Consider the following 17693-nt stretch of genomic DNA (forward strand, 5'->3'; position numbering starts at 1 on the left):
CGTCGGATCGGACAGTGTCGCCCTGCACCCCAACCAAACCTGACCGGGCCACCCTCAGGTTCTCAGCAGCCCTTGACTGCCAATAGGAGCATCAGCCCGGTCGGTGCCGCCGCGCGGCGGGCCGCCGGCGGCACCGGGGGCTCAGTGCGCGAAGGCCCCGAGCACCGCCTTCCGTACGACGTCGGGGGCGTTGGTGATGATCCCGTCCACGCCCATCCCCTGTACCTTCCGGGCGGTCGCCGGGTCGTCCACGATCCACGTGTCCACTTCCATGGCCCTGCCGTGGGCGCCGAGCAGGCCGTGCACCGCCGTCACCCAGTCCGCCGAGATGGTGGTGTGCCACGGGTTGATCCGGTCGGTGAACTGGGCGTACTTCGGGAGGTCGGCAACGGTCGGGGTGCCCAGGAAAGCCGTCACCAGGTCCGGTCGCATCTCGTGCACGATGCGTACGGAGTCGGCACTGAAGCTCTGCACGACCAGGCGGCGCTGCACATGGCCCTCGTCGAGCCAGCCGGCCTCATCCAGTACCTGGAGCGTCTGCTCTTCGATCCCGGGGTAGATCTCGGGCTTCTTGATCTCCAGCAGCAGTCGCTGCTGGTTGCGCTGTACCCGGTCGAGGTACTCCCGCAGGGTCGGGACACGGGTGCCGGCGAACCCCGCGCCGAACCAGCTGCCCGCGTCGAGCGTGGCGATCTCCGCGTACGTGAAGTCCTTGACGTGCCAGGGTTTGCGGTCCGGGAACGCCTGCTCGACGTCGGTGGTGCGGGCCAGGGTGTCGTCGTGGATCACGACGAGCTCGCCGTCCTTGGTGCGCTGGACGTCGTTCTCGACCCAGTCGAAGCCCATCCGCATGGCGAGGTCGATGGAGGCCAGGGTGTTCTCCGGGGCGTACGCCGAAGCCCCCCGGTGGGCGTACACGACGGGGCCCAGCGGCCCGGTCTTGCCGGTGGGGGAGGCGGGGCCGGTGGAGGAGGACGGGCCGGTGGCGGCGGACGAGGTCGTCCCGCCCAGCACGGTCAGGGTGAAGCCCAGGAATGCGGCGGCGGCCACGGCGGCGGGGCGGACGTACATGTGCGTTCTCCTCGGTTCGGGAGCCCTGTTCCTGCGTCAGACTTGTGCGGAATGGGAGACGTTGCGGCGATGCACTTCACGGCGGGACCTGTACCGCGATCATGGCGTTGAAGATCACGGGGCCGCCACCGAACTACGACAAACGGACCAGAAAGGGGGACATGCACTCCGTTCGCCGGACGCGCCGGGGCAGCGCCGCGATCCGCGCGGATACCGTCGTGTCAGTGGAGGGTCGTACGGTTGACCCATGCGGCCCGTATCGAAGATCGAACGCACGGTGGCGCCTTTCGAGGTCGTCAGCCCCTACCAGCCCAGCGGCGACCAGCCGGCGGCCATCGCCGAGCTGGAGAAGCGCATCCGTGCAGGTGAGAAGGATGTCGTCCTGCTGGGTGCGACCGGCACCGGCAAGTCGGCCACCACCGCCTGGATGATCGAGAAGCTCCAGCGCCCGACCCTGGTGATGGCGCCGAACAAGACGCTGGCCGCCCAGCTGGCGAACGAGTTCCGCGAGCTCCTGCCGAACAACGCCGTCGAGTACTTCGTCTCGTACTACGACTACTACCAGCCCGAGGCGTACGTACCGCAGTCGGACACCTACATCGAGAAGGACTCCTCGATCAACGAGGAAGTGGAGCGGCTGCGCCACTCCGCGACCAACTCGCTGCTCACCCGGCGGGACGTGATCGTCGTCGCGTCCGTGTCCTGCATCTACGGCCTCGGTACCCCGCAGGAGTACGTCGACCGGATGGTCCCCCTCAAGGTCGGGGAGGAGATCGACCGGGACCAGCTGCTGCGCCGCTTCGTGGACATCCAGTACACGCGCAACGACATGGCCTTCACCCGCGGCACCTTCCGCGTGCGCGGCGACACCATCGAGATCTTCCCGGTGTACGAGGAACTGGCCGTACGCATCGAGATGTTCGGTGACGAGATCGAGGCCCTCTCGACCCTGCACCCGCTGACCGGCGAGGTCATCAGCGAGGACCGTGAGCTGTACGTCTTCCCCGCCAGCCACTACGTCGCCGGCCCCGAGCGCATGGAGAAGGCGATCGCCGGCATCGAGGCGGAGCTGGCCGAGCGCCTCGCCGAGCTGGAGAAGCAGGGCAAGATGCTGGAGGCGCAGCGACTGCGCATGCGCACCACGTACGACCTGGAGATGATGCGCCAGATCGGGTCCTGCTCCGGCATCGAGAACTACTCGCTGCACATGGACGACCGTGAACGCGGCTCCGCACCCAACACCCTCATCGACTACTTCCCGGAGGACTTCCTCCTCGTCATCGACGAGTCGCACGTCACCGTGCCGCAGATCGGCGCCATGTACGAGGGTGACGCCTCGCGCAAGCGGACCCTGGTCGACCACGGCTTCCGGCTGCCTTCCGCGCTCGACAACCGCCCGCTGAAGTGGGAGGAGTTCCAGGAGCGGATCGGCCAGACGGTCTACCTTTCGGCGACCCCCGGCGCGTACGAGCTCTCCCGCAGCGACGGCTTCGTCGAGCAGATCATCCGTCCCACCGGCCTCGTCGACCCCGAGGTCGTGGTCAAGCCCACCGAAGGACAGATCGACGACCTGGTCCACGAGATCCGGCAGCGGGTGGAGAAGGACGAACGCGTCCTGGTCACCACCCTCACCAAGAAGATGGCCGAGGACCTCACGGACTACTTCCTTGAGCTCGGCATCCAGGTCCGCTACCTGCACAGCGACGTCGACACGCTGCGCCGGATCGAGCTGCTACGCGAGCTGCGGGCCGGCGAGTACGACGTCTTGGTCGGCATCAACCTCCTGCGCGAGGGCCTCGACCTGCCCGAGGTGTCGCTGGTGGCGATCCTCGACGCCGACAAGGAGGGCTTCCTGCGCTCCGGGACCTCGCTGATCCAGACCATCGGCCGTGCGGCGCGCAACGTGTCCGGCCAGGTGCACATGTACGCGGACAGGGTGACCCCGGCGATGGAGAGGGCCATCGAGGAGACCAACCGGCGCCGGGAGAAGCAGATCGCGTACAACGAGGCCAACGGCATCGACCCGCAGCCGCTGCGCAAGAAGATCAACGACATCGTCGCCACCATCGCCCGGGAGGAGCTGGACACCGAACAACTGCTCGGCACCGGCTACCGTCAGTCGAAGGACGGCAAGGGTGCCAAGGCGCCCGTGCCCGCACTCGGCAGCGGTGCGAAGACGGTGCAGGGTGCAGCAGCCGGTGGCAAGGCGGCCAAGCGGGGCAAGGGTGCCAAGGCCGCCGCGGTGCCGACCGACCGACCGGCCGAGGAACTGGCCGCGCTCATCGAGCAGATGACCGAACGGATGCGGGGCGCCGCCGCCGAGCTCCAGTTCGAAGTGGCGGCCCGGATCCGCGACGAGGTGAGCGAGCTGAAGAAGGAGCTGCGGCAGATGAAGGAAGCGGGCCTCGCCTGACCCGGAGCCGGTCAGTAGGGTTGGCTCCAGCCGCAGGTACACGCTGCGCCCGTACAAGTGGGGCGGGCTATGGAGAGGGGACAGCGCGTGACGGTCAACATGACCAAGGGTCAGGCCATCAGTCTGCAGAAGCAGGACGGAGGCACGCTGACCGCGGTCCGGATGGGCCTCGGCTGGCAGGCGGCCAAGCGCCGCGGCCTGTTCGGCTCGCGGACCCGGGAGATCGACCTGGACGCGTCGGCGGTGCTCTTCGCCGACAAGCAGCCCGTGGACGTCGTGTTCTTCCGGCACCTGCAGAGCGACGACGGCTCGGTCCGGCACACGGGTGACAACCTCATCGGCGGCGCCGGCCAGGGTGGGGACGACGAGTCGATCCTCGTCGACCTGCAGCGCGTGCCGGTGCACATCGACCAGATCGTCTTCACGGTGAACTCGTTCACCGGCCAGACGTTCCAGGAGGTACAGAACGCGTTCTGCCGCATCGTCGACGAGACCAACGGCCAGGAGCTGGCCCGCTACACGCTGGACGGCGGTGGCCAGTACACCGCGCAGATCATGGCGAAGGTGTCGCGCCTCGGTAGCGGCTGGCAGATGACGGCCCTCGGCAACCCGGCCAACGGACGGACCTTCCAGGACCTGATGCCGGCGATCCTGCCGCACCTGTAAGCAACACGGCAGCATCGCAGTACGGCAGTACGGCAGTACGGCAGTACGGCAGTGCTGTAGAGCGTCAGAACAGAAGCACAAGGGCACGGGGGAGGGCTGCACGATGACGGCCGAACTGGTCCGGGGGCAGAACCACCCCCTGTCCCAGGGGCGGGTGGAGATCAGGGTCTCGGCGGGCACGCCCGTACTCGCCCTGGCCTCGGCCTGCGACAACGCGGGCCGGCTGGCCGGCTCCGAGGCGGTGGCCCACCCCGGAGCCCGGAACCTGCCCGGAGTGGAGGTGCCGGCGGCGGTGGCGGGCGAGCACCGCTTCGCCGTCGACCTCGACGCGGTAGGGCCGGCCGTGCACCGGCTCGGCGTGGTGCTCGTCCTGCCTCCCGGCGGTCCGACCCGGTTCGGTGCGGCCCCCGCGTCGTACGTGGCCGTGGCCGATCCGGGGGGCACCGAGTTCGCCGGGTACACGCTGACCGGACTGGACTCCGAGACCGCCGTCGTGGCCCTGGAGCTCTACCGGCGCCAGGGCGCCTGGAAGGTCCGCGCCGTGGGCCAGGGTTACGCCGACGGGCTCGGCGCACTGCTGGCCGACGCCGGACTGGCTGCACCGGCCGCCACGGCGCTGGCCGCCGAGGTCCTCGCGGGCGCGGCGACGCCCCCGCGGTCGGGACCGGCTCCGACGACGGCCTCGGCGGCCTTGGCCCCGACGGCCGTACGGGACCCGCAGGCCCCGCAGGACGCGGTGCCCGCCGCTCCCGCTCCTCCGGTACCGCCGACCCCCGAGCCGACCGAGCCGCTCCCGGTGTCCGCAGTCCCGGTCGCGGACCCGCCCGGCTCCGCGACCGGCGCCGGCGACCCGGTGGGCGTCGCCCCGTCAGGGAACACCATCGGCGGGCCGCCCACCCTCGACTACGTGCACCCGCGGCGCCGCCGCAGCTCCACCGAGCCGCCCGAACCCGCTCCGCAGGCGACCGCGCCCGCAGAGCCCGGCCGGCCGCCGGTGCCCGTCGCCGGGGACGCCAGCGGCTGGTCCATGGAAGAACGGCTCTACAACCAGGTCTGGGGCATGTTCGAGGACCTGGCCCGCTCGGTGGCCGCCTACCGCAGCGCCTGCGAATTCGCCGGCTCCCGGATGGACCGCGAGCTCGACGACGCCCTGTCCGACCCCCGGCACCGCCTGGGGGGTTCCGGCGACGCCGCCCGCGAGGAGGCCCGGGCCCGTCGCGACGAGCTCGTCTCCCGGGCCGAGGCCGTCCTCGACCGGGACCTCGCCCAGCTGATCGCCGAGTCCGAGGTGGTCGAGCCGGCGCTGCCACCCGCGTACGCCCGCTGGGCGAACCCGGTCTGGCACGGGCACGGGCTTCCCGAGGAGGCACCCATGGCCCTGCGCCTCGGTGACCTGCACCTGCCCGAGCGGCCCGACCTGCGCATCCCCATGCTGGTGCGGGTTCCGCTGGAGCGCGGCCTGTGGATCGACAACGGCCGCACCGGTTCCGAGGCGGCGATGGCCATGGACACGGACCAGCTGCGCCGGGCCGCCTTGGACACGGCCGTCGCTCTTGCGGTCCGGCTGCTCGCCGTCCATCCCCGCGACCGGTTCTCGGTCCACGTCATCGATGCGGCCGCCGCCGGAGCCGCCTCCCTCGCACCGCTCGTCGGGGCCGGGGTACTGGCCGCGCCGCCCGCCGCGGGGGCCGCCGGGGTCACCCGGACCCTGGCGGAGCTGACCCGGCGGGTGGACCTCGTACAGATGGCCGTGCGGGCGGGGGCTCCCGAGGACCTGCCGTCCGATGTGGACACCGCCGACCAGCTGCTGATCGTGCACGACTTCCCGCACGGCTTCGACGACCGGGCCGTCACCCAGTTGCGCTACCTGGCCGACGAGGGGCCGGCGGTCGGCGTGCACCTGCTGATGGTGGCGGACCGGGACGAGGCGTCGGCGTACGGGCCGCTGCTGGACCCGCTGTGGCGCTCGCTGATGCGGCTGTCCCCGGTGCCGGACGACCATCTCGCCGACCCGTGGGTCGGCCACGCCTGGACCTTCGCACCGGACCTGCCGCCGCCGGGCAGCCGGGTCCTGGAACAGACGCTGGATCGGGTCGCCACCACCCGGCGCAATGCCCGCCCATGACTCTTTCTTGGCGTTCCCTTTACCTTCATGGCCCCTGACCGGTAACCTGAGGCTCGCGGAGGGGAGTATTCCTGCTTTCCTGCTTCGGCGTACCCGTCAGTACGGACCGCAACGGTCCCGGGGTGCCGGCCCACGGCCTCCAGGCCGCCCGGGTGGAAGAGACCTCCGGCAGCGATGACGCTGACACGTGTGCTGAGCCATCTGCCGGAGGCGAATAAGCAGTGGATGTTTCGTTGACCCTCTGGGTGCTGACCATTCTCGGTCTCTGCATCCTCATCGGCGCCGATTTCCTCATCGGCCGCAAGCCCCACGACGTATCGATCAAGGAAGCGGGCGCCTGGACGGTCGTCTGGATCGTCCTTGCCGCGCTCTTCGGTCTCGGTCTGCTGCTCTTCGGCAGCGGCCAGGCCTCCCAGGAGTTCTTCGCCGGCTTCATCACCGAGAAGTCCCTCAGCGTGGACAACCTCTTCGTCTTCGTGCTGATCATGGCGAAGTTCTCGGTGCCCTCCCACCTCCAGCAGCGCGTGCTGCTGATCGGCGTACTGGTGGCGCTGGTGCTGCGCGCGGTCTTCATCGCCGCGGGCGCCGCGATCATCACCACCTTCTCGTGGGTCTTCTACCTCTTCGGCGCCTTCCTGATCTACACCGCGTGGAAGCTGATCCAGGAGGCCCGCAAGGACGAGGCGGAGGAGGAGTTCGAGGAGAACCGCCTCCTCAAGTCGATCGAGAAGAAGTTCGGCGTCGCCGACAAGTACCACGGCACCAAGCTCTTCATCGAGAACAACGGCAAGCGCATCCTGACCCCCCTGATGGTCGTCATGCTCGCCATCGGCACCACCGACGTGCTGTTCGCCCTGGACTCGATCCCCGCGATCTTCGGCCTCACCCAGGACCCGTACATCGTCTTCACCGCCAACGCCTTCGCGCTGATGGGTCTGCGCCAGCTGTACTTCCTCATCGGCGGCCTGCTCAAGAAGCTGGTCCACCTCAGCTACGGCCTGTCCGTCATCCTCGGCTTCATCGGCGTCAAACTCGTCCTGCACGCGCTGCACGAGTCCGGGGTGCACGTCCCGCAGATCTCCGTCCCGGTCTCCCTCGGCGTCATCTGCAGCGTCCTGGTGATCACCACGATCACCAGCCTGATGGCGTCGAAGAAGCAGGCGGCCACCGAAGAAGCCGCCCGCTCGGAGAGCGTCGAAGCCAACGCCCAGGTGTAGCGACCCGCGGGGCGGAGCTGCCCCACGGACTATGCGGAGGTGGCCGCTTCGGCCGCCTCCGTTTCCGTACCCGGGCCCGGGCCCGTCCGCGTCCGGACCACCGTCGGGTTGGTCTCCGGAAGGAGCGCGAAGCAGGCCAGGCTCAGCAGGGCGATCGCGGTCAGGTAGAGGGCGACTCCCCAGGGCGGACCGGAGCCGTCCGCCAGCGCCGTCGCCACGATCGGGGTCAGGGCCCCACCCAGCACCCCGCCCAGGTTGTACCCCACGGCGGCTCCCGTACAGCGGATCCGCGGGGCGTACAGCTCCGGCAGGTACGCGCCCACCACCGCGAACATCGTCACCATGCCCAGCAGCCCGCCGAGGCAGCCCAGCGTCATCAGTAGCGGGTCCCCGGTGCGCAGTAGCGCGACGAACGGGAACATCCACAGTGCGCAGATCGTGCAGCCGATCAGGCACAGCGGCCGTCGGCCGTGGCGGTCGCCGAGCACGGCCACCAGCGGGGTGAGCGTCCCCTTGAGCGCCACGGCCGCCATGATGCAGGCCAGCATCACCGTGCGGTTCACCCCGAGGCGATCCGTGGCGTACGCGAGCGACCAGGTGGTGGCCGCGTAGAAGACCGCGTACCCCGCGGAGAGGGCCCCGCCGGTCAGCAGGAGGAGTCGCCAGTGGCCGCGCACCACCTCGGACAGCGGTGCGTCGGACCGGCGGCCCGTCTCGGCGAGGGCGCGGAACTGCGGGGTCTCCTCCACCGAGCGGCGCAGCCACAACCCGGCCACGGCCAGCACGCCGGCCGCCCAGAACGGTACGCGCCAGCCCCAGGAAGCGAACTGTCCGTCGGTCAGCGTCGCGGACAGGGTGAGGGTCATGCCGTTGGCCAGGAGGAAGCCCATCGCCGGGCCGACCTGCGGGAAGCTCGCCCACAGACCGCGTTGCTGCTCGGGGGCGTGTTCGGCGGTCAACAGCACCGCGCCGCCCCACTCACCGCCGAGACCGAGCCCCTGGAGGAAGCGGAGCATGAGCAGCAGGAGCGGCGCGGCCATGCCGATCGAGGCGTACGTCGGCACGCAGCCGACCGCCACCGTGGCGAGGCCGGTGAGCAGCAGGGAGGCGAGCAGCACCGGGCGGCGGCCGTGCCGGTCGCCGATGTGCCCGAAGAGCACCGAGCCCAGCGGGCGGGCGAGGAAGCCGATGCCGAAGGTGCCGAAGGCGGCGAGGGTCCCGGCGAGCGGGGAGAAGGAGGGGAAGAATAGCGGGCCGAGCACGAGGGCGGCGGCCGTGCCGTAGACGAAGAAGTCGTAGAACTCGATGGCGGTACCGGCGAGGGAGGCAGAGGCCAGCCGCAACATCGAGGGGGAACGTGGTCGGTCGCAGAGGGAGGGGGCGGGGTCTTGTTGCATGGTGCAGCAACTACCCCGCCCCACACCCCCAGGACGTGCGTTCGGTCATCTTCGACCGGAAGGAGTGCACGGACGCACCGAGTTGACCGGAGCGGGTGCTACCAGCCGCGCTCGCGCCACTCCGCCAGGCGCGGACGCTCCGCGCCGAGCGTGGTGTCGTTGCCGTGCCCCGGGTAGACCCAGGCCTCGTCCGGCAGCTGCTCGAAGAGCTTGTGCTGCACGTCGTCGATGAGGCTGGCGAAGGCCTTCGGGTCGCCCGAGGTGTTGCCGACGCCGCCCGGGAAGAGGCAGTCCCCGGTGAACACGTGCGGGTGCCCGTGCGGGTCGTCGTAGATCAGGACGATCGAGCCGGGGGTGTGTCCGACCAGGTGGCGGGCGGTCAGCGTGACCCGTCCGACCTGGATCGTGTCCCCGTCCGCAACGGGTACGTCGGTCGCCACCGGGATGCCCTCGGCGTCGAGGGCGCCCGCGTAGGTCCGCGCGCCGGTCGCCTCCACGACGGCCTGGAGCGCGCCCCAGTGGTCGCCGTGCCGGTGGGTGGTGACCACGGACGCGATGCCGTCGTCGCCGATCAGCTGGAGCAGGGTCTCCGGCTCCGCCGCCGCGTCGATCAGCAGCTGCTCGCCGGTGGCCCGGCAGCGCAGCAGGTACGCGTTGTTGTTCATGGGGCCCACCGCGACCTTGGAAACCATCAGGTCCGTGAGCTCGTGCACGTCGGCCGGACCGCCGACCTTGACCGCTCCGCTGTACGTCATGTTCTGATCCTAGAGCGGGGGGAGGGCCGGGAGGGGGCCGCCGACGACCGTGAGGTGTGCGCCCTTGTCCCCGCGTCCGGCCAGCCAGCCGAGGAGTTCGGCCCCGGTGCCGACGAGGGTGAGGGGGCCGCCTTCGGGGCCGCCGGTGTGCCAGGTGGCGCCGGTGCCGTCGTCGCCGATCTGCAGGGTCACGGCGGGCACGTCGGGGCGTCCGGCCCAACGGTCGGCGAGGAAGGCGATCTCGCGGCCGGTGAACTCGTGCGGGAGGTCTTCGAGCGCGTAGCCGACATTGAGGTCCACGTGGTGCAGCTCGATCTCGACGAGGCGGCGGAACGGCACGTTCGCAGCGAGGTCGGTGACCCCGTTGCGCAGCTCGACGGTGCGCGACCAGTCCTGGTCGAGCTCGGTCTGGGCCAGGAACCGGGCATGGGTCTCGCGGAGGTCGGTGAGCTGCACGTCGAGGGTCCGCGTGGCGTCCCGCTCGATGTCCGCGTCGCGGGCGGCGGCGCTCTCGTACATCGGGCGGCCCGCGAAGACGTTGACGAGGGCGTCCGCGTTGCGCGCGAGGTGGGCGAGCACGTGGCCGCGGGTCCAGCCCGGGAGGTGTGACTCCTCGGCCAGGGCGGCGTTGTCCAGTTTCGCGACCGCGGTCAGCAGCCGGTCCGTGGCTTCACGTACAGATTGCAGGTCGTGCACATGATCAGTCATGGGTCCGAGCCTAGTGGTCGAGGGCTTCCGGCCACACGAACGGGTGAAGCCGTCTGCGGAGTGCCGTAAATCGAATGCGCGTGCTATACGCTCGGAAGTCCAGCCCTTCTCCATCGCCGAGGCGCCCCCCATACCCTGGGACGGGGGCCCCGTGCCCCGCTCTCTCAAGAAAGGTGCGGACCGGCGTGACCGACCGTCTCATCGTTCGTGGCGCTCGCGAGCACAACCTCAAGAACGTCTCGCTCGACCTGCCCCGCGACTCACTCATCGTCTTCACCGGACTCTCCGGGTCGGGCAAGTCCTCCCTGGCCTTCGACACGATCTTCGCCGAGGGACAGCGCCGCTACGTCGAGTCGCTCTCGTCGTACGCCCGCCAGTTCCTGGGGCAGATGGACAAGCCCGACGTGGACTTCATCGAGGGCCTCTCCCCGGCCGTCTCGATCGACCAGAAGTCGACCTCGCGCAACCCGCGCTCGACGGTCGGCACCATCACCGAGGTGTACGACTACCTCCGCCTGCTCTTCGCGCGCATCGGCAAGCCCCACTGCCCCGAGTGCCGCCGCCCGATCTCGCGGCAGTCGCCGCAGGCGATCGTCGACAAGGTGCTCGCGCTCCCCGAGGGCAGTCGCTTCCAGGTGCTCTCGCCGCTGGTGCGCGAGCGCAAGGGCGAGTTCGTCGACCTCTTCTCCGACCTCCAGACCAAGGGCTACAGCCGGGCCAGGGTGGACGGGGAGACCATCCAACTCTCCGAGCCGCCCACGCTGAAGAAGCAGGAGAAGCACACCATCGAGGTGGTCGTCGACCGCCTCACCGTCAAGGAGGGCGCCAAGCGTCGGCTCACGGACTCCGTGGAGACCGCCCTCGGCCTCTCGGGCGGCATGGTGATCCTGGACTTCGTAGACCTCCCCGAAGGGGACCCCGAGCGTGAGCGGATGTACTCCGAGCACCTCTACTGCCCGTACGACGACCTGTCCTTCGAAGAGTTGGAGCCGCGCTCCTTCTCCTTCAACTCGCCCTTCGGTGCCTGCCCCGAGTGCACGGGTATCGGCACCCGCATGGAGGTCGACCCGGAGCTGATCGTTCCGGACGAGGACAAGACCCTGGACGAGGGTGCGGTCTCGCCCTGGTCGCTCGGCCACACCAAGGACTACTTCCAGCGGCTGGTCGGCGCGCTCGCCGGCGAGCTGGGCTTCCGCACGGACATCCCCTGGGCCGGGCTGCCGCAGCGGGCGAAGAAGGCCCTGCTGTACGGGCACAAGACGCAGATCGAGGTCCGCTACCGCAACCGCTACGGGCGCGAGCGGGCCTACACGACGGCCTTCGAGGGCGCCGTGCCGTTCGTCAAGCGCCGGCACAGCGAATCGGAGAGCGACGCCAGCCGCGAGCGCTTCGAGGGCTACATGCGCGAGGTGCCCTGCCCGACCTGTGAGGGCACCCGGCTCAAGCCGATCGTGCTCGCGGTGACGGTGATGGAGAAGTCCATCGCCGAGGTCGCCGCGATGTCGATCAGCGAGTGCGCCGACTTCCTGGGGCAGCTGCGCCTCGACGCCCGCGACAAGAAGATCGCCGAGCGGGTCCTCAAGGAGGTCAACGAGCGGCTGCGCTTCCTCGTCGACGTCGGCCTGGACTACCTCTCGCTGAACCGCGCCGCGGGCACGCTGTCGGGCGGCGAGGCCCAGCGCATCCGACTGGCCACCCAGATCGGCTCCGGCCTGGTCGGCGTGCTGTACGTACTGGACGAGCCGTCCATCGGCCTGCACCAGCGGGACAACCACCGCCTGATCGAGACGCTGGTGCGGCTGCGGGACATGGGCAACACCCTGATCGTCGTCGAGCACGACGAGGACACCATCAAGGTGGCCGACTGGGTCGTGGACATCGGTCCGGGAGCGGGCGAGCACGGCGGCAAGGTCGTGCACAGCGGCTCCCTGAAGGAGCTGCTGAAGAACGGCGAGTCGATGACCGGGCAGTACCTGTCCGGCAAGCGTTCCATCGCGGTGCCCGACGTACGCCGCCCCGTGAACGGGGAGCGGAAGCTGACCGTCCACGGCGCCAAGGAGAACAACCTGCAGGACATCGACGTGTCCTTCCCGCTGGGCGTGCTCACGGCGGTGACGGGCGTGTCCGGGTCGGGCAAGTCCACGCTGGTCAACGACATCCTGTACACGCACTTGGCGCGCGAGCTCAACAACGCCCGGTCGGTGCCGGGGCGACACACGCGGGTGGACGGGGACGACCTGGTCGACAAGGTCGTGCACGTCGACCAGTCGCCCATCGGCCGCACGCCGAGGTCGAACCCGGCGACGTACACGGGCGTCTTCGACCACGTCCGCAAGCTCTTCGCGGAGACGATGGAGGCGAAGGTCCGCGGCTACCTGCCGGGTCGCTTCTCCTTCAACGTGAAGGGTGGTCGGTGCGAGAACTGCTCCGGCGACGGCACCATCAAGATCGAGATGAACTTCCTGCCGGACGTGTACGTCCCCTGCGAGGTCTGCCACGGCGACCGGTACAACCGGGAGACCCTGGAGGTCCACTACAAGGGCAAGTCCATCGCGGAAGTCCTGAACATGCCGATCGAGGAGGCGCTGGACTTCTTCGAGGCGGTGCCGACGATCGCGCGGCACCTGCGGACGCTGAACGAGGTGGGCCTCGGGTACGTCCGGCTCGGCCAGTCGGCGCCGACGCTCTCGGGCGGTGAGGCGCAGCGCGTGAAGTTGGCCTCGGAGCTGCAGAAGCGGTCGACGGGGCGGACGGTGTACGTACTGGACGAGCCGACCACGGGTCTGCACTTCGAGGACATCTCGAAGCTGATCAAGGTGCTGTCGGGTCTGGTGGACAAGGGGAACTCGGTGATCGTCATCGAGCACAACCTGGACGTCATCAAGACCGCGGACTGGGTCATCGACATGGGCCCGGAGGGCGGGTACGGCGGCGGTCTGGTGGTGGCCGAGGGCACCCCGGAGCAGGTGGCGTCGGTGGGCGCGAGCCACACCGGCAAGTTCCTGCGGGACATCCTGGGGGCGGACCGGGTCTCCGACGCGGCTCCGACCGCGGCCCCCGCCAAGAAGACGGCCGCAAAGAAGACGGCCGCCAAGCGGACCGCGGCCAAGAAGACGGCAGCGGCTGCGCCGGCGCCGGCCCGGAAGACCGCCCCGGCGGCGAAGAAGACCGCACGGGCCCGCAAGGCCTAGCTGTATTGCCCCGGGAGGTTGTGGACGGGCGATGCAGGTCTCGGCTGAGGCAGCTTGAACGGGTGAGGGCCTTCCGGGTTCGGTGTGGATTGCGACATCTCCACCGAACGACAGAAGGCCCTCATGCCCCACCGTAATGCACCCCTGACCGAGGGGGTCCGGCCGTCGGGCCGGGCCCCTCGGTCCGTGGCGCCGCTCAGGACCCCCGTACCGGTGCGGCGCGCCACTGCCGGGGCCCGCCGACGCCATGCCGCTGGCCGCCTCGCTCTTCGCCGAGCCCGCCCTGCTGGCCCGCCACCGCGCGGGCATCCAGAAGATCGGCACCGGCCCCCACGTCGTACGCGGCGCCCTGGCCGGCCATCTGCGGGGCGAGCTCGACCGGGGACGGTTGCGTCCCGACGCCGATCCGGAAGCGGCGGCCCGCACTGCTGCTGGGCGCCTGCTTCCAGCGGGCCTTCTTCCTGCACTTCTCCGGCGAGGAGGTGGTCCAGCCCGTCGAGGAGTTCGCCCCCGCCGTGGCCCGGACCCTGTGGGCCGCTATCGGCTGAGCTCCACCGCGTACGGAGGCTCCGCACCCGCCCTGGTGCAGGTCAGCGCCGCAGCACGGGCCGCGTAGCCCAGGACGTCGGGCCAGTCCACCGCGGTGCGGTCCGTCGCCGCGCCGGCCGGGCCCGCCAGGCGGTGTAGCAGGGCCGCGTTGACGGTGTCACCCGCGCCGATCGTGTCCGCCACCGGGACCCGCCGGGACGGTACGGAGTGCTCGGCGCCCTCCCGCGTCCAGACCGTCATTCCGTCGGCGCCGCGGGTGAGCACCACTGCCGAGGGCCCCGCCGCCAGCCAGTCCGCGACCCGGCCGCCCAGCCACTGCGCGTCCTCCTGCGACAGCTTGAGGACGGACACGTACGGCAGCCAGCTGAGGAACCGTTCGCGGTAGCGGGCCGGGTCCGCGATCAGTGCCGGACGGATGTTGGGGTCCAGCAGGGTGAGCAGGCCGCGCCCGGACTCCCGGCGCAGCAGGGTCTCGTACGCGCTCGCGCCCGGCTCCAGCGCGAGGGAGCAGGTCCCGAGCGCCAGCGCCCGGGCGCCCGCGGGCAGCGCCTCCGGCAGGGTGAAGAACCGGTCCGCCGTGCCCTCCACGTAGAAGCCGTACGCCGCCGAGCCGTCCGGGGCCAGCGAAGGTACGGCAAGGGTGGTGGGCTCCGGCCCGCGCTGGACCAGGGAGAGGTCCACTCCGGCCGCGCCCAGCCCGGCCAGCAGGCTCTCGCCGAAGCCGTCCGACGAGACCCGGGAGCAGAAGGCGACCTCCGCTCCGAGCCGGCCCAGCGCCAGCGCGGTGTTGTACGGCCCTCCGCCCGGCCGCGGCAGCAGTGCGCCCGGCGGCTGCGCCACGGGGACGAGGTCGATCAGGGCTTCTCCACCGACGACGATCACGCGGGGGAAGGTATCCCATCGGGCGGCGGAACCGGACGGCGGTATCGTCGAGGCCGGGCAGAACCTCCACGTCAGCCTCCACGTCCGTCCGCACCACCTTCACGCCAGGAGAACCGCATGTCCGCGTCGCAGCCCGCCGCCCGCCGTACCGTGCTCAAGGGCGCCGCCGCGATCGTCGGGGCGGTCGGGGGTGGGGCGGCGCTCGCGGCCTGTTCCACCGAGACCAATAGCGGCGCCGGCTCCCCGGCGGTCCCGGCCGCCCCGGTGGAGCTCGGGGTCGCCTCCGAGGTCCCGGTCGGCGGTTCGAGGCTGTTCCGGGAGGAGAAGCTGGTCGTCAGCTGCCCGGCAGAGGGCCAGTACAAGGCGTTCAGCGCCCAGTGCACGCACGCCGGCTGCGTCCTGGACAAGATCGTCAAGGGTGAGGGCAACTGCCCCTGCCACGGCAGCCGCTTCGACGTGACCACGGGCAAGGTGCTGCGCGGCCCGGCCACCGACCCGCTGCCCGCCGTGCCGGTCAAGGTCGAGGGCGGCAAGCTCATCGCGGGCTGAACCCGGAGCGGGCGGTACGTCGCCCGGGCGGGCGTTCCTCGCCGGCGAGGCCGTCTCCTCGGACGGGCCGCTGGGGGCGCGGGTGGGCCCCGGTGCGGGGGTGTTGTCGGCGGGCGCAAGTAGGGTGGTTGGCATGGCCGACCCTTCCAGCTACCGCCCCGCGCCGGGGCAGGTCCCCGACTCCCCGGGGGTCTACAGGTTCCGCGACGAGCACCGCCGGGTGATTTACGTCGGGAAGGCCAAGAGCCTGCGCCAACGCCTGGCCAACTACTTCCAGGACCTGGCGAGCCTGCATCCCCGTACCGCCACGATGGTGACGACGGCCGCGTCCGTCGAGTGGACCGTCGTGTCCACCGAGGTCGAGGCGCTCCAGCTCGAATACTCCTGGATCAAGGAGTACGACCCCCGGTTCAACGTCAAGTACCGGGACGACAAGAGCTATCCCTCCCTCGCCGTCACGATGAACGAGCAGTTCCCGCGGGTCCAGGTCATGCGCGGCCCGAAGAGGAAGGGCGTCCGCTACTTCGGCCCGTACGGCCATGCCTGGGCGATCCGCGAGACCGTCGACCTGATGCTGCGGGTCTTCCCCGTCCGCACCTGCTCCGCCGGGGTGTTCAAGCGCTCCGCGCAGATCGGCCGCCCCTGCCTGCTCGGCTACATCGGCAAGTGCTCCGCTCCCTGCGTCGGCCGGGTCACCCCCGAGGAGCACCGGGAACTGGCCGAGGACTTCTGCGACTTCATGGCCGGCCGCACCGGCACCTACCTCACCCGCCTCGAACAGCAGATGCACGAGGCCGCCGAGGAGATGGAGTACGAGAAGGCCGCCCGGCTGCGCGACGACATAGGGGCGCTGCGCCGCGCCATGGAGAAGAACGCCGTCGTGCTCGCCGACGCCACCGACGCCGACCTGATCGCGGTCGCCGAGGACGAACTCGAAGCAGCCGTGCAGATCTTCCACGTACGCGGCGGCCGGGTCCGCGGCCAGCGCGGCTGGGTCACCGACAAGGTGGAGGCCGTCGACACCGCCGGGCTCGTCGAGCACGCGCTCCAGCAGCTGTACGGGGAGGAGAAGGGCGAGGCCGTCCCCAAGGAGGTGCTGGTCCCGGTGCTGCCCGAGGACGTGCCGGCGCTGGGCCAGTGGCTCGCCGAGCGCCGCGGGTCCCAGGTCAGCCTGCGCGTGCCCCAGCGCGGGGACAAGAAGGCCCTGATGGAGACCGTCCACCGCAATGCGCAACAGTCCCTGGCCCTGCACAAGACCAAGCGCGCCAGCGACCTGACCACCCGCTCCCGGGCCCTGGAGGAGATCGCCGAGGCGCTGGAGCTGGACAGCGCGCCGCTGCGCATCGAGTGCTTCGACATCTCGCACCTCCAGGGCGACGACGTCGTGGCGTCCATGGTCGTCTTCGAGGACGGGCTGGCGAGGAAGAGCGAGTACCGGCGCTTCCAGATCACCGGTCGGGTCGGGGACCGGCAGGTCTGGCACGGCGAGGGGCAGGACGACGTCCGGTCCATGCACGAGGTGGTCTCCCGCCGCTTCCGCCGCTACCTCCAGGAGAAGCTGAAGACGGGGGAGTGGTCCCCGGAAGACGGGGAGGATCCCCTCGCCGAGGACGACGGGCGGCCGAAGCGCTTCGCGTACCCGCCGCAGCTCGTCGTGGTCGACGGCGGGCAGCCGCAGGTGGCCGCCGCCAAGCGCGCCCTGGAGGAGCTAGGGATCGACGACGTGGCCGTGTGCGGGCTGGCCAAGCGCCTGGAGGAGGTCTGGCTGCCCGGCGAGGACGATCCGGTCGTGCTGCCCCGCACCAGCGAGGGCCTCTACCTGCTCCAGCGGGTCCGTGACGAAGCCCACCGGTTCGCGATCCAGTACCAGCGCAACAAGCGGGGCAAGCGGCTCAAGGCCGGGCCGCTGGACGAGGTGCCCGGCCTCGGGGAGAGCCGCAAGCAGGCCCTGGTCAAGCACTTCGGTTCGGTGAAGAAGCTGAGACAGGCGACAATCGACCAGATCTGCGAGGTCCCGGGCATAGGTCGCAAGACGGCCGAGACCGTGGCCGCGGCCCTCGCCCGATCGGTTCCCGCCGGTCCTGCCGTCAATACGGCGACAGGAGAGATCATTGAGGATGAGTACCCCGCCCCGCCGGTGGGGGCACCCCCCCAGTAGTAGCTGGGGAAC

The 17693-nt window shown here is 70.6% G+C and carries 12 protein-coding genes; 7 read left to right on the forward strand and 5 right to left on the reverse strand.

The features are described from left to right. Positions 1 to 141 precede the first annotated feature (141 nt). Positions 142 to 1071, reverse strand: coding sequence for a glycerophosphodiester phosphodiesterase family protein (locus tag ABZZ20_RS27045; RefSeq protein ID WP_356873905.1), 930 nt, complete (start codon positions 1069 to 1071; stop codon positions 142 to 144). Positions 1072 to 1318: 247 nt separating this feature from the next. Here ABZZ20_RS27045 and uvrB point away from each other — a divergent pair, with 247 nt between their 5' ends. The 4 genes from uvrB to ABZZ20_RS27065 all read left to right on the forward strand — a co-directional run bounded on the left by uvrB (position 1319) and on the right by ABZZ20_RS27065 (position 7492). Beyond that, the gene (uvrB, locus tag ABZZ20_RS27050; RefSeq protein WP_356873907.1) at positions 1319 to 3484 is read left to right on the forward strand and encodes an excinuclease ABC subunit UvrB; all 2166 of its coding nucleotides are present in this window, start codon (positions 1319 to 1321) and stop codon (positions 3482 to 3484) included. A gap of 87 nt (positions 3485 to 3571) precedes the next feature. Next, entirely contained in the window at positions 3572 to 4150 is a 579-nt protein-coding gene (locus tag ABZZ20_RS27055; protein ID WP_356873909.1) for a TerD family protein, read from the forward strand. Between the two features lie 103 nt (positions 4151 to 4253). Further along, positions 4254 to 6275: a TerD family protein gene (locus ABZZ20_RS27060; protein WP_356873911.1), complete on the forward strand. Its 2022-nt coding sequence runs from the start codon at positions 4254 to 4256 to the stop codon at positions 6273 to 6275. Positions 6276 to 6496: 221 nt separating this feature from the next. Next, positions 6497 to 7492 (forward strand): TerC family protein, encoded by a 996-nt coding sequence (locus tag ABZZ20_RS27065; RefSeq protein WP_356873913.1) that lies wholly within the window; start codon positions 6497 to 6499, stop codon positions 7490 to 7492. 29 nt (positions 7493 to 7521) lie between these two features. Here ABZZ20_RS27065 and ABZZ20_RS27070 read toward each other — a convergent pair whose 3' ends face one another. The 3 genes from ABZZ20_RS27070 to ABZZ20_RS27080 all read right to left on the reverse strand — a co-directional run bounded on the left by ABZZ20_RS27070 (position 7522) and on the right by ABZZ20_RS27080 (position 10352). Further along, a complete protein-coding gene (locus ABZZ20_RS27070; RefSeq protein ID WP_356873915.1) occupies positions 7522 to 8838 on the reverse strand; it encodes an MFS transporter in 1317 nt (438 codons plus the stop codon). A gap of 149 nt (positions 8839 to 8987) precedes the next feature. Then, entirely contained in the window at positions 8988 to 9644 is a 657-nt protein-coding gene (locus ABZZ20_RS27075) for an MBL fold metallo-hydrolase (RefSeq protein ID WP_356873917.1), read from the reverse strand. Between the two features lie 9 nt (positions 9645 to 9653). Beyond that, positions 9654 to 10352, reverse strand: coding sequence for a maleylpyruvate isomerase family mycothiol-dependent enzyme (locus tag ABZZ20_RS27080; RefSeq protein ID WP_356873918.1), 699 nt, complete (start codon positions 10350 to 10352; stop codon positions 9654 to 9656). 185 nt (positions 10353 to 10537) lie between these two features. Between ABZZ20_RS27080 and uvrA the strand changes: the two genes are divergently transcribed. Continuing rightward, complete coding sequence (gene uvrA, locus ABZZ20_RS27085; RefSeq protein ID WP_356873920.1) at positions 10538 to 13543, forward strand: excinuclease ABC subunit UvrA; 3006 nt, start codon at positions 10538 to 10540, stop codon at positions 13541 to 13543. Positions 13544 to 14080: 537 nt separating this feature from the next. Here the strand turns inward: uvrA and ABZZ20_RS27090 are convergent. Then, positions 14081 to 14974, reverse strand: a complete 894-nt coding sequence (locus ABZZ20_RS27090) for a carbohydrate kinase (protein WP_356873922.1) — start codon at positions 14972 to 14974, stop codon at positions 14081 to 14083. Positions 14975 to 15091: 117 nt separating this feature from the next. Here ABZZ20_RS27090 and ABZZ20_RS27095 point away from each other — a divergent pair, with 117 nt between their 5' ends. After that, positions 15092 to 15523 carry a Rieske (2Fe-2S) protein gene (locus tag ABZZ20_RS27095; RefSeq protein ID WP_356873924.1) on the forward strand — a complete coding sequence of 144 codons (432 nt, stop codon included), beginning with the start codon at positions 15092 to 15094 and terminating at the stop codon, positions 15521 to 15523. Positions 15524 to 15656: 133 nt separating this feature from the next. Then, positions 15657 to 17681, forward strand: a complete 2025-nt coding sequence (gene uvrC / locus ABZZ20_RS27100; protein ID WP_356873926.1) for an excinuclease ABC subunit UvrC — start codon at positions 15657 to 15659, stop codon at positions 17679 to 17681. Positions 17682 to 17693: the final 12 nt, after the last annotated feature.

The organism is Streptomyces sp. NPDC006430 (assembly GCF_040612395.1).
Lineage (GTDB): Bacteria > Actinomycetota > Actinomycetes > Streptomycetales > Streptomycetaceae > Streptomyces.

Bases quoted from the DNA above. Each gene is read 5' to 3' on its own strand.
- ABZZ20_RS27045 (WP_356873905.1), bottom strand. From the start codon at position 1,071: ATGTACGTCCGCCCCGCCGCCGTGGCCGCCGCCGCATTCCTGGGCTTC.
- uvrB (WP_356873907.1), top strand. From the start codon at position 1,319: ATGCGGCCCGTATCGAAGATCGAACGCACGGTGGCGCCTTTCGAGGTC.
- ABZZ20_RS27060 (WP_356873911.1), top strand. From the start codon at position 4,254: ATGACGGCCGAACTGGTCCGGGGGCAGAACCACCCCCTGTCCCAGGGG.
- ABZZ20_RS27070 (WP_356873915.1), bottom strand. From the start codon at position 8,838: ATGTTGCGGCTGGCCTCTGCCTCCCTCGCCGGTACCGCCATCGAGTTC.
- ABZZ20_RS27075 (WP_356873917.1), bottom strand. From the start codon at position 9,644: ATGACGTACAGCGGAGCGGTCAAGGTCGGCGGTCCGGCCGACGTGCAC.
- ABZZ20_RS27080 (WP_356873918.1), bottom strand. From the start codon at position 10,352: ATGACTGATCATGTGCACGACCTGCAATCTGTACGTGAAGCCACGGAC.
- ABZZ20_RS27095 (WP_356873924.1), top strand. From the start codon at position 15,092: ATGTCCGCGTCGCAGCCCGCCGCCCGCCGTACCGTGCTCAAGGGCGCC.
- uvrC (WP_356873926.1), top strand. From the start codon at position 15,657: ATGGCCGACCCTTCCAGCTACCGCCCCGCGCCGGGGCAGGTCCCCGAC.